Raw genomic sequence first — 13140 nt, 5'->3', positions numbered from 1 at the left:
ATCTTGTCCTCCAGCAGCTCGGACAACGCCTCGGCGGTCTCCGGCGCGGTCCGCATGTCCTCGCCGTGGCGGGCGATCTCGGCCGACGGGGCGACGGGCTTTGACGGTACGGGGGAGTGGCGCGCCGGTCAGTGCCGGCGGTCGGCCACCCGCCTGCGGAGAACGAAGACGGTCGCGGTGGCGGCGGCCAGGACGAGTCCGGCGCCCGCGGCGACCTCGCCGCGTTCCAGGCCTCCGACACTGCCGCCGAGCCCGCCCTGGACACCCTGGGGCGTCGTGGTGACGGTGGAGCCGGTCGTCGGCGTGGAGCGGCCGCCCGCGATGGTGAGGTTGAAGGTGCCCCGGTCGTTGCCGCAATTGAACTGGACGGAGTACTGGGCACCCGGCCTGGCGTCGGAGTCCACCACGGCGGAGGCGGAGGTGCCGGGCTGGATGGTCACGGCGTCGAAGACGCCTGACGAGGCATAGGCCGTGGTGTCGCAGCCGCTGGCGGACAGATTGACCCGCCCGCCCGGGGAGACCGTCGAGGGACTGACGGTGAACAGCGGCGAGGTCTGCTTGGCGTCGTCGTCGGCCACCGCGAAGGGGGCGGCCAGGGCGAGAGAAGCCGCTCCCAGCAGAGTGGCTGTTGCGGCACGTATCGCGCGCATGGTGAATCCTCCGGTCCCCGAGGAGCAGGCGCGGAACCGATTTCCACAAAAGGCAGAGAATGCCCCTCGATGAGCGAAACGCTAGGAGTGAGGGGGGCGGGACGCGATCGCTGTCCGGCGAATGGGTTACTCGTTCCCCCGGCTGGAGGACATGCGGGCGTGTCGCGCGGTCCCCGCCGGTCCCGGATGGGAAGAGGGGTCCCGCTGCGCGCGGCCACCTGTGCGGGGCTCCCACGATGTGACAGGTGCAGCGGGTGGGGCGGATGAGATCGAGCCATTCCGCGCGGACGCGGGGGCGCCGTCGGCGGAACGCGGACCTCCACATCAGCGCTCCGGAAGTTTTTCTCAACCTCGTTGAACACTGAGCGGCTCCCTGTCCGTACCTAGAGCCATGAACGGCGCACCCAGGCGTCGCAACAGGCTCAGAGGACAACAGGAGTGGACATGAACACCTGGCGTAACGCCTCCCTCGCGGTGACTGCGGCGGCCGTACTCGCGCTGACGACGGCGTGCGGTCAGGAACAGGGTACGCAGACCCCCAACGGTCAGGCCGTCGGCGCGGCCAACCCGGCAGGCCAGCAGCCCGGAAGCGGCGGATACGGATCCGACTACGGGTCCGGCGCCGGTGCGAACGCTCAGGGGGCGGCGGCCAAGCCGGCCGGCCAGCTCGCCGTCTGGGACAGCAAGCAACTCGGCAAGGTCGTCACGGACAGCGCCGGCCTCACGCTCTACCGCTTCGACAAGGACACCGCCTCCCCGCCGAAGTCCAGCTGCGAGGGCGAGTGCGCCAAGACCTGGCCCGTCGTGGCGGCCGGCGGCGCCTCTGCCGCTCCCGGGATCGACGCCGCGCTGATCGGCGAGGTCACCCGGTCCGACGGCTCCAAGCAGCTCACCATCGGCGGCTGGCCGATGTACCGCTACGCCAAGGACACGAAGGCGGGCGACGCCAAGGGCCAAGGCGTCGGCGGCACCTGGTACGCCTCCGCCCCCGACGGCAAGAAGGCGGGCGGCGGAGCCGAGGCCGGCTCCGGTGGCGGTGCGGACTACGGCGACGGCGGCGCCGAGGCCGGCGGTCAGCCCGCTGACCAGGCGGGACTGTCCACCCGCAAGGACGCCGAGCTCGGTGAGATCGTCGTCGACAAGAACGGTATGACGGTCTACCGGTTTATGAAGGACAGCGCATGGCCGATGAAGACGGCCTGCACCGGCGAGTGCCTCAAGAAGTGGCCGGTTGTCGCCCCCGTCTCCAAGAACGACACCAAGGGAATCCTGAAGAAGGGCTTCGTCACCTTCGACCGTCCCGACGGCATCAAGCAGCAGACGATCGACTGCTGGCCGATCTACACCTTCGCGGGTGACGCCAAGCCCGGAGACACCAACGGACAGGGTGTCGGCGGTACTTGGTACGTCGTGACACCCGAGGGCAAGCCGGTCGGAGCGCCCAAGTAGTCCCCACGCAGCGCCCGGCCTCAGCCGGCCCGTCTCACGCCCCTCGCGTGATGGCGGGCCGGCTGCCGTCGCGTCGTCGTGTGACCAAGAACGGACCGCGAATTTCCGTTTGGGCTCGCCCTCTTGGCGGGCGATCAGTAGCCTCGGCTCGAACAACTGGCCATGGACGTGGCCGACTTCCCCCGTGGCGACTTGTTGGAGACATCGATGGAGCGTCCCGCCTGGGCCCCGCAGGGCATCGACATTTCGGTGCCGAGCGTGTCCCGCATTTACGACTACTACCTGGGCGGTTCGCACAATTTCGAGGTCGACCGGGAGGCCGCCCGCAAGGCGATGGAGTTCCTTCCGGGTCTGCCGAAGATCATGCAGGCGAACCGTGCGTTCATGCGGCGGGCTGTCCGGTACGCGGTGAGCGAGGGCGTCACGCAGTTCCTCGACATCGGCTCGGGCATTCCGACGTTCGGCAACGTCCACGAAGTGGCGCAGAAGGCTTCCGACGAGGCGCGCGTGGTCTACGTCGATCACGACCCGGTCGCCGTCGCCCACGGCCGGGCCGTGCTCGAAGGGAACTCCCGGGCGACCGTGGCCTCCGCCGATCTGCGCAAGCCGCAGCAGATCCTGGACAGTTCCGAGGTCTCCTCGATGCTGGATCTGCGGCAGCCGGTGGCGCTCCTGCTGGTCGCCGTGCTCCACTTCATCGAGGACGCGGACGATCCGATCGCCGCGGTGACGGAGTTGCGGGAGGCGCTGGCGCCCGGCAGCCTCCTCATCCTCACCCACGCCTCGTACGACGGAGTCCCGGTGCCCGAGGAGCGGGCGGTCGGCGCCGTCGGCGTCTACCGGGACATCCGCAATCCGCTGGTCATGCGTTCGCGCGAGGAAATCGCGCGATTCTTCGAGGGGTACGAGATGGTCGAGCCCGGTCTGGTGTCCATGCCCCTCTGGCGCCCCGACGCCACCGCCGACCAGGAGGAGGACCCATACGCCTTTTCTGGCTTCGCCGGGGTGGGGCGCAGGGCGTGATGGCGCCGTCGCAGGCGGCGGGTTCCGCGGCGGACCCGGACGGTCTCGAGGGCAGACTCCGCAGATTCGCGACGATATGGAGCCGCGCCGTCTTCCCTGTGACGGCGACCTCGCTGACCCGTATCGAGGTCGAGCAGCATCTGCTGCCGCTGGCTCGGCAGTTGAGCGAGTCGCTGCACGGCCGCACCTTCGATCCGCAGGCCGTTCAGCGGATCGGCGCCGCCCTCGTCGACGCCCACTGCACCGATCCCGAAGCGCTCAGCCGCACCCTCGGCGTCATCGACTCCTATCTGGTGCTCTACTGCGGCAGCGGAGAGATCGAGCAGACGGCCGAGGAGAGCCGCGCACGCTGCGCCCGGCTCCAGCACGCACTGGCCGCCGGTTTCGCGCAGGGCCTTCGCGAGCGCACACTCGCCGAGCAGGAGGCCATCGCGCGCTCCTCGCTCCAGGCGCGCACGGACGCGGTCGAGGCGCTGCACGCCACCGAGACCCGGTTCCGCGCGGTCTTCGAAGGGGCTGCGATCGGTATCGGCATCGCCGACCTCGAAGGCAACATCCTGGAGGTGAACGGGACCCTGCTGCGCATGTTCGGCGGTCTCGAGAACCATGTGCGCGGCAAGAGGGTGTCCGACTGGTCGCACCCCGAGGACCGGCCTCATGTCTGGCAGTTGCACCAGGAGTTGGTGAAGGGCGACCGCGAGCATTTCCACGTCGAGAAGCCCTTCTTCCGCAACGACGGCACCGTGCTGTGGACCAATCTGACGGTCTCTCTGCTGCGCGACCCCGACGGCCGGCCGCAGTACCAGCTCGCGCTGATGGAGGACACCACGGAGCGGCGGCTGCTCAACCTGCGGCTGCGCTACGAGGCCACGCACGACGCTCTCACCGGCCTGCCGAACAGGACGCTGTTCTTCGAGCGGCTGGAGAAGGCGCTCGCGGCGGGCGAGGGCTCCCGGTTCGGGCTGTGCTATCTCGACCTCGACGGCTTCAAGGCCATCAACGACAGCCTCGGTCACGCGGTCGGCGACCGGCTGCTGGTGGAGGTGGCCGACCGGCTGCAGAGCTGTGCCACCGCGCCGGGGGAGATGGTGGCCCGGCTCGGTGGCGACGAGTTCGTCGCCCTGACCACGGGGCCCGACACCGAGAGCCAGGTCGACGAACTCGCGAGCCGCATCCTCGCCGCCCTCGGCTCGCCGATCCGCGTCGACGGCCGGGAGTTCACGGTCCGCGGCAGCATCGGGATCGTCGAGGGACCCGCCGGCGAGCGGACCGCTGCCGAAGTGCTCCGCAGCGCCGACATCACGATGTACCGGGCCAAGTCGGCGGGTGGCAACCGCTTCGAGCTCGCCGACCCGGAGGCGGACGCCCGCGCGATCACCCGGCACGGGCTGACGACCGCGCTGCCCGCGGCGCTGGAGCGCGGCGAGTTCTTCATCGAGTACCAGCCGCTGGTGCACCTCGGCGACGGGACGGTGCACGGGGCCGAGGCGCTCGTGCGCTGGTGCCATCCGCAGCACGGGGTCCTCGGCCCCGACCAGTTCATCCCGCTCGCCGAACACACCGGTCTCATCGTGCCGCTCGGCCGCTGGGTGCTCCAGGAGGCCGTACGTCAGGCGAGGTACTGGCAGGAGCGGCACAGCGACGGAGGCCCGCTGCGGATCAACGTCAATCTGTCGCCGACCCAGCTCCATCACCCGGGACTGGTCGCCGACACCGTCGATGTCCTGGAACGCTCCGGGCTGGAGCCCGGCGCGCTGTGCCTGGAGGTCACCGAGTCCGCGCTCATCGGCGCGAACGAGGATCTGCTGAAGCCGCTGCGCCAACTCGCGGAGATGGGCGTCGACATAGCGCTCGACGACTTCGGCACGGGCTACTCCAACCTCGCCAATCTGCGCCGGCTGCCGGTCAGTGTCCTCAAGCTCGACCGCTCCTTCACCCAGGGGATGCAGCGCCATCCGGCGGATCCGGTGGACCTGAAGATCGTCGAAGGCATCGTCACCCTGGCGCACAGCCTGGAGCTCGCCGTGACGGTGGAAGGCGTGGAGACCGGGGCACAGGCGGAGCAGCTGCGGGAACTCGGCTGCGACACCGCCCAGGGCTGGTACTACGCCAGGCCGGGGCCGCCGGACCAGCTGCACGCGCTGTCGATGGCAGACGCGGTGTAGCGAAGCACCCGGCTGACCGGAGCGGAGCGGAGGGCCGGCCGGGGTCTGCTTGAAGCAGCTGCGAGATCTGGTCGGCGCGCCCGCCGGGCTTGCCCGGCCGGGCCCGCAGGGACCGAGCGCACGCGCGGGGCGCCCGCGATCACGCGCGGGGCCCGCCCGACGGCACTCGGGGGGCCGCCCCGGCGCGCTCGCCGGGGCCGGCCCGTCAGAGCACCGCCGCCCGTGAGCCGAACAGCACCGTCTGGAGCTCACGGGCAGCGCGCGGCGGTGCCACGTCGCTGCGGTGGGCCAGAGCGATGGTGCGGCGCAGCCCGGGAGGGGCCAGCGGGGTGACGCGCAGGTCCGGGCCCGCACGGCCGGCCACCATGCTCGGCACCACGGCGACGCCGAGACCCGCCCGTACGAAACCCAGCACGGCGTCCATCTCGCCGCCCTCGACGGTGAAGGTCGGCTCGAAGCCCTCCGCGCGGCAGGCGGCCACGGTGAGCTCCCGCAGGTCGTAGCCGTGCCGGAACATCACCAGCGGCTGATCGCGCAGATCGGCGATGCGCACGGGACTGCGCGGCGGGTTCGCCGTGGCCGCCGACACCACCACCAGGTCCTCCCGCAGCAGCTCCACGGTGGTCAGGGCGGGCGAGGCGGGTGGCAGAGGCAGCACGATCAGTGCCAGATCAAGAGCGCCGCGCGCCAGCTCACGTACGAGATCGTGCGAGCCGCCCTCCTCGATCAGCAGCTCGATGCTCGGATGCCGGTCGTGGAAGACGCGCAGGACGTCCGGGAGGAGGCCCGTGCACAGGCTCGGGGTGGCCCCCAGCCGCACCCGGCCGCGCCGCAGCTGGACCAGTTCCTGCACCTCGTGCCGTGCGGTGTCGGCGTCCGCGAGGATGCGGCGGGCGAGGGGCAGCAGCGCCTCGCCCGCCTCGGTGAGCGCGATGTTTCCCCGGGCGCGGCTGAACAGGGTCGCGCCCAGTTCCTTCTCCAGCGCCCGGATCTGCTGGGAGAGCGAGGGCTGGGACACATGCACGCGCTCGGCCGCGTGGGTGAAGTGCCGTGTCTCGGCGACCGCGACGAAATAGAGGAGCTGCTGGAACTGCATGGGACTCATGATAGGGGATGTCTATGGAGATCAGCAGGATCATGTCTTGGACCTCTGGAGGGCTGCGGCCGTAGGTTCCTTGCATGGCTCTGGCAACGCGGACGGACCGAAAACCGTCGCCCCCGCGCACCTTCTGGGGATCGACGATCGGCAAGAAGACGGTCATGGCCGTGAGCGGCCTGATCATGCTCGGGTATCTCGTCGCCCACGTCCTCGGCAACCTGAAGGTCTTCTTCGGGCCCGGCGAATTCAACGGCTACGCGCACTGGCTCCGCACGCTGGGAGAGCCGTTCCTCCACTACGAGTGGGCGCTGTGGGGTGTCCGTCTTCTGCTCGTCGCCGCCGTGGTCGCGCACGTGGTCTCCGCGTACCAGCTCAGCAGGCTCGACCTCAAGGCCCGACCGGACCGCTACGTCCACCGGCGCAAGCGCGCGAGCTACGCCACCCGCACCATGCGCTGGGGCGGCATCATCGTCGCGCTGTTCATCGTCTGGCACCTTCTCGACCTGACCACCCTCACGGTCAACGAACGCGCACAGCCCGGGCACCCCTACGAGAACGTCGTCGCCACCTTCTCCACCTGGTACGGCAACGTCATCTACATCGTCGCGATGGTGGCCGTGGGCCTGCACATCAGGCACGGCTTCTGGAGCGCGGCCCAGACGCTCGGCGTCGGCAACGCCGCCCGGGACTGCGCACTCAAGACCCTCGCCAACGGGCTCGCGCTGGCGCTGACCGCGGGCTTCATCGCCGTACCCGTCGGCGTCATGACCGGAGTGGTGAACTGACCATGAACTCCATCGACTACGCCGCCTTCACGACCGGCGATCCGATCGCCGACACCAAGGCACCCGAAGGGCCCATCGCCGAGCGCTGGGACCGCCGCCGCTTCGAGGCCCGGCTGGTCAACCCGGCCAACCGCCGCAAACACACCGTCATCGTCGTGGGCACCGGCCTCGCCGGCGGAGCCGCCGGTGCGACCCTCGGCGAACAGGGCTACCACGTCGAGCAGTTCTGCTACCAGGACTCGCCCCGCCGGGCACACTCCATCGCCGCGCAGGGCGGCATCAACGCGGCCAAGAACTACCGCAACGACGGCGACTCGATCCACCGCCTGTTCTACGACACGGTCAAGGGCGGCGACTTCCGGGCGCGCGAGTCCAACGTGCACCGGCTCGCGCAGATCTCCGTGGAGATCATCGACCAGTGCGTGGCCCAGGGCGTCCCGTTCGCCCGGGAGTACGGCGGACTGCTCGACACCCGTTCCTTCGGCGGTGTCCAGGTCTCCCGCACCTTCTACGCCCGCGGCCAGACGGGCCAGCAACTGCTGCTCGGCGCGTACCAGGCCCTGTCCCGGCAGATCGCCGCGGGCACGGTCAACCTGCACGCCCGCACCGAGATGCTCGATCTGATCGTCATCGACGGACGGGCCCGCGGCATCGTGGCCCGGGACTTGATCACGGGCGAGATCACCAGCCACTTCGCCGACGCGGTGGTCCTCGCCACCGGCGGCTACGGCAACGTCTTCTATCTGTCGACGAACGCCATGAACTCCAACGCCACCGCGGTGTGGCGCGCCCACCGGCGCGGCGCTCTGTTCGCCAACCCCTGTTTCACCCAGATCCACCCCACCTGTATCCCGCGTACCGGCGACCACCAGTCCAAGCTGACGCTGATGAGCGAGTCGCTGCGCAACGACGGGCGGATCTGGGTCCCGAAGGCACGGGGTGACGAACGGCCGGCGAACGAGATCCCCGAGGACGAGCGGGACTACTACCTGGAGCGGATCTACCCCGCCTTCGGCAACCTCGTGCCGCGCGACATCGCCTCGCGGGCCGCGAAGAACGTCTGCGACGAGGGCCGCGGAGTCGGCCCCGGCGGCCAGGGCGTCTACCTCGACTTCGCCGACGCCATCGGCCGGATGGGCAGGGCGAAGGTCGAGGAGAAGTACGGCAACCTCTTCGAGATGTACGAGCGGATCACCGCGGAGAACCCCTACGAGGTCCCGATGCGGATCTATCCCGCCGTGCACTACACGATGGGCGGACTGTGGGTCGACTACGACCTGCAGACCACCGTTCCCGGGCTGTTCGCCATCGGCGAGGCCAACTTCTCCGACCACGGCGCGAACCGGCTCGGCGCGTCCGCCCTGATGCAGGGCCTCGCCGACGGCTACTTCGTCCTGCCGTCCACCATCAACGACTACCTGGCACGCACCCCCATGGACGGCACGCCGGACGCCTCGCACCCCGCGGTCGCCGAGGCACTCGCCGATACCGCGGACCGGCTCAACCTGCTGCTCTCCGTGGACGGCGACCGCACCCCCGACTCCTTCCACCGTGAACTCGGCGAGCTGATGTGGGAGTTCTGCGGCATGGCGCGCACCGAAGAGGGGCTGCGCAAGGCGCTCGACCGCATCCCGCAGATCCGTGAGGAATTCTGGCGCCGCATCAAGGTGCCGGGCACGGGCCAGGAGTTCAACCAGTCGCTGGAGAAGGCCAACCGGATCGTCGACTACCTGGAACTCGCCGAGCTGATGTGCCTCGATGCCCTCCACCGCGCCGAATCCTGCGGCGGTCACTTCCGCGAGGAGTCCCAGACCGCCGACGGCGAGGCGGAACGCAGGGACGACACCTACGCCTACGCCGCGGCCTGGGAGTTCACGGGCACCGGCAGGGCGCCCCTCCTGCACAAGGAAGACCTCGTCTTCGACTACGTCCACCCCACTCAGCGGAGCTACGCATGAAGCTCAACCTGCGCGTGTGGCGTCAGCACGGCGCCGACGCACCCGGCGCCATGGCCACCTACGAGGTGGACGGCATCTCCCCGGACATGTCGTTCCTGGAGATGCTCGACACCCTCAACGAAGAGCTCATCCTGCGCGGTGAGGACCCGGTCGCCTTCGACCACGACTGCCGGGAGGGCATCTGCGGTGCCTGTTCCCTGGTCATCAACGGCGACGCCCACGGGCCGGAACGCACCACCACCTGCCAACTCCACATGCGCTCGTTCCGGGACGGCGACACCATCGACGTCGAGCCGTGGCGCGCCTCCGCCTTTCCCGTCGTCAAGGACCTGGTGGTGGACCGCTCGGCCTTCGACCGGATCATCCAGGCCGGCGGTTACATCACCGCGCCCACCGGCGCCGCCCCCGAGGCGCATGCCACCCCGGTGCCCAAGCCGGACGCCGACTTCGCCTTCGAGCACGCCGAGTGCATCGGCTGTGGCGCCTGCGTCGCGGCCTGCCCGAACGGCTCGGCGATGCTCTTCACCTCCGCGAAGATCAACCATCTCAATGTGCTGCCTCAGGGCGCGCCGGAACGCGAGACCCGGGTACTGGACATGGTGGCGACGATGGACGAGGAGGGCTTCGGCGGCTGCACCCTCACGGGGGAGTGCGCGACCGCCTGCCCCAAGGGCATTCCGCTGCCGTCCATCGCCGCCATGAACAAGGAGTGGCTGCGCGCCAACCGCAAGGCCCGCCGCTAGACCCCCGGCCCGGAGTGCGGATCAGCCCGTGGGCGGCAGGGCACGCATGTCCCCTCCGAAGTCCGTCACGTAGTCGGGGACGACCACCCTGGACGCGGGACTGAGCCGCCCGACCTCGGCCACGAAGGCGTCCAGGTCGACGGAGGGGTCACGCCGGGGCGGGGAGGCGAGCGGTTTCTCGAAGTTGTCCCAGTGCACGGGCACGACCGTCGCCGGGTGGTCGAGTGCCTCCAGCAGCCGGGGCAGATAGCGGTGCGTGGACGCGGACGCGGGCGTCGCGGCCATCAGGATGTCCGGCCGCAGGCCCTGTGCCGACCGTTCGTCGACGTCACTCGCACCCATGAGGTAGACCGAGGGGCCGCCGTCCACGGTCACCTGGAAGGCGAGGGTGTCGCCCTCGGGCAGGTCGGAGATCGTCCGCGGAGCGCGGTGGGGCGGGGCGTGGAGGGTGCCGGGGGCGAAGTAGGAGTAGGAGGCGTTACGGCTGTGCCGGCCGGCCACGACCTCGACGGTGTAGCCGTCGAAGGCCAGCACCTCACCCCCCTTGACCACGCTGATCCGCGCCGCGTCGACACCGAGCGCCCGCAGTACGTGGTACGTCGTCTCCGTGCCGATGACCCGGGCCCCCGTCGACTTGGCGATGTGGGGCACATCGTTGATGTGGTCCCAGTGCGTGTGGCTGACCAGTACCACTTCAGGCCGTCCGGCATGCCGGTCGACGAGTCCGTGGTCCGTCGTCAGCCTCGTCTGCGCGTCGAAACTGCCCTTCGGGCCGAACAGTCCCGTGGTGAAGCGGGTGATGTACGGGTCGAACAGCACGGTCCGGGCGCCGATGCCGATACGCCAGCCGGAGGTGCCCAGCCACCGGAGCACGGCCGCGTCCGCCTGCGAGGTGGAAGCGGGCCGGGTCGCCGACGCTCCGTCCGGTCCCGTCGCGCCCGCGCTGGTGGCGGAGAGCAGCGGTGCGGCCGCCCCCAGGGCCGCGCCCCTCAGCAGCGTCCGCCGCACGACCTCACGCCGTGAGCCGGTCTGTCGGTCACTCATGGATTCGCTCATACGAGGCAGAAGATCAGCACCTGGCCACGCCCGTCCAAGACCGGGAACGGCCGCCTTCCATACCCGCCGGTGTATGAGACCGGGTCAGGACGGGCGCGGGGAGGCGGCCGGGCGGAGGAAATCCACCGCGGTGCGCGCGGCGGTACCGATCGCCACGTCCGTGCGGGTGCTGTTCGCCGCGAGGCCCGGTGTATGGGCGAACACCGCGACCGCGTACCGCCGGCCGTCCGGATACTGGACCACGCCCACCTCGTTGTGCAGCCCGGGCAGCGTGCCGGTCTTCGCCGACACGCGTACGCCGTCGCCGAAGCCCGCGGCCAGCCGGTGCCGGAAGACCTGACGTGACATCAGCGTCCGGACCTGTGCGCAGGCTTGTGGCGGTCCTGCCTCGTCGCGCCAGATCATCCGCAGCAGCCGGGTCATCTCGCGCGGTGTGCTGCTGTTCGTGCGCCGCGGGTCGAGAGCGGCGAGCCGGTGCACCTCGTCGGCAGGCAGAGTGGGGAACACGGCGGCGAACTCCCGCTCGTCACGCGCTCCCACGTCCGCGAGCATCGATTCCAGCACCTGCCGAGGGCCGCCCACGATGCGGGTCTCCACCAGGCCGAGTTCCTTGGCCAGCAGGTCGGGGGTGTCCCGGCCGACCCGGTCGAGCAGCAGGTCCGCCGCCGTGTTGTCGCTGACCGACATCGCGAAGTGCGCCAGGTCCCGCAGGGACAGTTCCACGTCGTCCAGGCAGCCCGCGGTGCCCCAGCCGCCGAGCCGGTGATCCGCGGTGATCCGAATCCGCTCACGGGAATCGAGGTGCCCGGCCACGGACTGCCGCGCGAACTCCAGCACCAGCAGCACCTTGAACACCGAAGCGAGGACGACCGGTTCGTCCGCTGCGCACCCGACTCCGGCCGTGTCCACCGGCCCTTCGGCGTCGTCCTCGTCGATGGATCGCGCATGGAGCCGGCCTTCCGCCCCCGCCTGGCTGAACACGGTGCGCAGTTGCTCCTCGATCGGCATCCGGCCTCTCATTCCCCTAGGGTCGTGGTGTGGATCTCTTGCGCCACCTGCGTATTTTCGTCGCCGTCGCCGAGGAGCTGCACTTCGGGCGGGCCGCCGAGCTGCTCGGCATGGCCCAGCCGCCGCTCAGCCGGTCGATCCGGCGGCTGGAGGACGACCTCGGGGCCGAACTCTTCGACCGCACCCACCGGCAGGTGAGGCTGACACCGTCCGGAGCCGTACTGCTCGACGAGGCACGGGACTTGCTGGCGCGGGAAGAGCGTACGAGAGCGCTCGTCCGACGGGCCCGCGACGGCGGTCTCGGCACACTGCGTGCCGGTGTGCCTCCGGACACCCCGGCCGCGGCGCTCGGCGCGCTGCTCGCCGAGTGCGCCGAGCGGCTGCCCGGCGTACGGGTCGACCTCCAGGAGGTGACGACGGACGAGCAGCTGCGGCTGCTGGCCTCCGGCGGGCTGGACACGGGGCTGGTGCACCGGCCGTTCGATGCCACCGACCTGGTGCCGGGCCCCGAGGTCCGGGTCGAGTTGGGGGTGGTGCTGCCACGTACCTCGCCGCTCACCCGGCTTCCCGAAGTGGGCCTCGGGGATCTCGCGGGTCAGGATCTCGTGCTGTTTCCGCGGGCGTCGGCGCCCGGCTGGTACGACCGGACGCTCGACATCTGCCGGGCCGCGGGGTTCGTGCCCGGGCGCGTCCGGCACGCGCGCAACGCGGAGTTCCTCATCGGGCTGGTGACCGCGGGCTGCGGAGTCGCCTTCGACCAGGGGCCGGTGGCGCGCAAGGAGCCCAGAGTGGCCTGGCGGCCGCTGGCCGGCCGGCCCCTCGCGCAACGCATCTGTGCCGTCCGGCCGAGGCGATCGCCGCACGCGGCGGCGCGCGCCTTCGGAGAGATCGCGGCCGGTGTTCTGTCGCGGGACATGGCGACCGTGCTGCACGCCGAGGCCTCTTCGGCGGGCGGGGAGCCGCCCGGGGAGCAGGAGTCGAGGCCCTGGTCCGTCGTGTTCGGCTGAGGGGTGGCGGCTCCGTCGAGGCATATGTTCCGGACATGTTTCAGATGTGAGGACCGGCACAACTTCCCGGCCTCTACCGTAAATTCTTCATAAGAATGGCATGTTCACAACGGAATGTTCGCCTCCTCTCCGGAGCGACGACCGCCGTGGAACAAGATCAATCTTGTTCAACGCTGCACTTCGAATCAGGACATGTC

The 13140-nt window shown here is 70.3% G+C and carries 11 protein-coding genes; 7 read left to right on the top strand and 4 right to left on the bottom strand.

Features of this window, described 5'->3' with window-relative positions; translation table 11 throughout:
* Positions 1–128: 128 nt before the first annotated feature.
* Positions 129–650: a hypothetical protein gene (locus ABTX78_RS22545; protein ID WP_352208572.1), complete on the bottom strand. Its 522-nt coding sequence runs from the start codon at positions 648–650 to the stop codon at positions 129–131.
* Between the two features lie 444 nt (positions 651–1094).
* Here ABTX78_RS22545 and ABTX78_RS22540 point away from each other — a divergent pair, with 444 nt between their 5' ends.
* From ABTX78_RS22540 to ABTX78_RS22530, 3 genes are all read left to right on the top strand, one after another.
* The gene (locus ABTX78_RS22540) at positions 1095–2099 is read left to right on the top strand and encodes an SCO0930 family lipoprotein (protein WP_352208571.1); all 1005 of its coding nucleotides are present in this window, start codon (positions 1095–1097) and stop codon (positions 2097–2099) included.
* Positions 2100–2306: 207 nt separating this feature from the next.
* Complete coding sequence (locus ABTX78_RS22535) at positions 2307–3122, top strand: SAM-dependent methyltransferase (RefSeq protein WP_352208584.1); 816 nt, start codon at positions 2307–2309, stop codon at positions 3120–3122.
* Positions 3122–5287: a putative bifunctional diguanylate cyclase/phosphodiesterase gene (locus ABTX78_RS22530; RefSeq protein WP_502993929.1), complete on the top strand. Its 2166-nt coding sequence runs from the start codon at positions 3122–3124 to the stop codon at positions 5285–5287. Before ABTX78_RS22535 ends, ABTX78_RS22530 begins: the two co-directional genes overlap by 1 nt.
* A 205-nt stretch (positions 5288–5492) precedes the next feature.
* On the opposite strand, the gene ABTX78_RS22525 is transcribed toward ABTX78_RS22530, so the two are convergent.
* Positions 5493–6383: a LysR family transcriptional regulator gene (locus ABTX78_RS22525; protein WP_352208569.1), complete on the bottom strand. Its 891-nt coding sequence runs from the start codon at positions 6381–6383 to the stop codon at positions 5493–5495.
* Between the two features lie 83 nt (positions 6384–6466).
* On the opposite strand from ABTX78_RS22525, the gene ABTX78_RS22520 reads away from it, so the two are divergent.
* Genes ABTX78_RS22520 through ABTX78_RS22510 form a run of 3 tightly spaced genes read left to right on the top strand, consistent with a single transcriptional unit; the run spans position 6467 to position 9872 of the window.
* Positions 6467–7171, top strand: coding sequence for a succinate dehydrogenase (locus ABTX78_RS22520; protein ID WP_352208568.1), 705 nt, complete (start codon positions 6467–6469; stop codon positions 7169–7171).
* Positions 7172–7173: 2 nt separating this feature from the next.
* On the top strand, positions 7174–9129 hold the full coding sequence (locus ABTX78_RS22515; protein WP_352208567.1) for a fumarate reductase/succinate dehydrogenase flavoprotein subunit: 1956 nt from the start codon (positions 7174–7176) through the stop codon (positions 9127–9129).
* On the top strand, positions 9126–9872 hold the full coding sequence (locus ABTX78_RS22510; RefSeq protein ID WP_352208566.1) for a succinate dehydrogenase/fumarate reductase iron-sulfur subunit: 747 nt from the start codon (positions 9126–9128) through the stop codon (positions 9870–9872). The genes ABTX78_RS22515 and ABTX78_RS22510 overlap by 4 nt, the downstream gene beginning before the upstream one ends.
* A gap of 21 nt (positions 9873–9893) precedes the next feature.
* Here the strand turns inward: ABTX78_RS22510 and ABTX78_RS22505 are convergent, their stop codons facing one another.
* Positions 9894–10916, bottom strand: coding sequence for an MBL fold metallo-hydrolase (locus ABTX78_RS22505; RefSeq protein WP_352208565.1), 1023 nt, complete (start codon positions 10914–10916; stop codon positions 9894–9896).
* A gap of 96 nt (positions 10917–11012) precedes the next feature.
* Positions 11013–11936: a serine hydrolase gene (locus ABTX78_RS22500; protein WP_352208564.1), complete on the bottom strand. Its 924-nt coding sequence runs from the start codon at positions 11934–11936 to the stop codon at positions 11013–11015.
* Between the two features lie 29 nt (positions 11937–11965).
* Here ABTX78_RS22500 and ABTX78_RS22495 point away from each other — a divergent pair, with 29 nt between their 5' ends.
* Complete coding sequence (locus ABTX78_RS22495; RefSeq protein ID WP_352208563.1) at positions 11966–12943, top strand: LysR family transcriptional regulator; 978 nt, start codon at positions 11966–11968, stop codon at positions 12941–12943.
* Positions 12944–13140: the final 197 nt, after the last annotated feature.

It is taken from the genome of Streptomyces sp. NPDC096193, assembly GCF_040302905.1.
Classification (GTDB): Bacteria; Actinomycetota; Actinomycetes; order Streptomycetales; family Streptomycetaceae; genus Streptomyces.
Note: the sequence above shows the minus strand (reverse complement) of the source record. Positions and strands in the feature narration are given on the sequence as shown.

What these genes read in the sequence shown, in the direction of transcription:
- ABTX78_RS22500 (WP_352208564.1), bottom strand. Translation starts at nt 11,936, where the DNA reads ATGCCGATCGAGGAGCAACTGCGCACCGTGTTCAGCCAGGCGGGGGCG.
- ABTX78_RS22545 (WP_352208572.1), bottom strand. Translation starts at nt 650, where the DNA reads ATGCGCGCGATACGTGCCGCAACAGCCACTCTGCTGGGAGCGGCTTCT.
- ABTX78_RS22525 (WP_352208569.1), bottom strand. Translation starts at nt 6,383, where the DNA reads ATGCAGTTCCAGCAGCTCCTCTATTTCGTCGCGGTCGCCGAGACACGG.
- ABTX78_RS22540 (WP_352208571.1), top strand. Translation starts at nt 1,095, where the DNA reads ATGAACACCTGGCGTAACGCCTCCCTCGCGGTGACTGCGGCGGCCGTA.
- ABTX78_RS22520 (WP_352208568.1), top strand. Translation starts at nt 6,467, where the DNA reads ATGGCTCTGGCAACGCGGACGGACCGAAAACCGTCGCCCCCGCGCACC.
- ABTX78_RS22515 (WP_352208567.1), top strand. Translation starts at nt 7,174, where the DNA reads ATGAACTCCATCGACTACGCCGCCTTCACGACCGGCGATCCGATCGCC.
- ABTX78_RS22510 (WP_352208566.1), top strand. Translation starts at nt 9,126, where the DNA reads ATGAAGCTCAACCTGCGCGTGTGGCGTCAGCACGGCGCCGACGCACCC.
- ABTX78_RS22530 (WP_502993929.1), top strand. Translation starts at nt 3,122, where the DNA reads ATGGCGCCGTCGCAGGCGGCGGGTTCCGCGGCGGACCCGGACGGTCTC.
- ABTX78_RS22505 (WP_352208565.1), bottom strand. Translation starts at nt 10,916, where the DNA reads ATGAGTGACCGACAGACCGGCTCACGGCGTGAGGTCGTGCGGCGGACG.
- ABTX78_RS22535 (WP_352208584.1), top strand. Translation starts at nt 2,307, where the DNA reads ATGGAGCGTCCCGCCTGGGCCCCGCAGGGCATCGACATTTCGGTGCCG.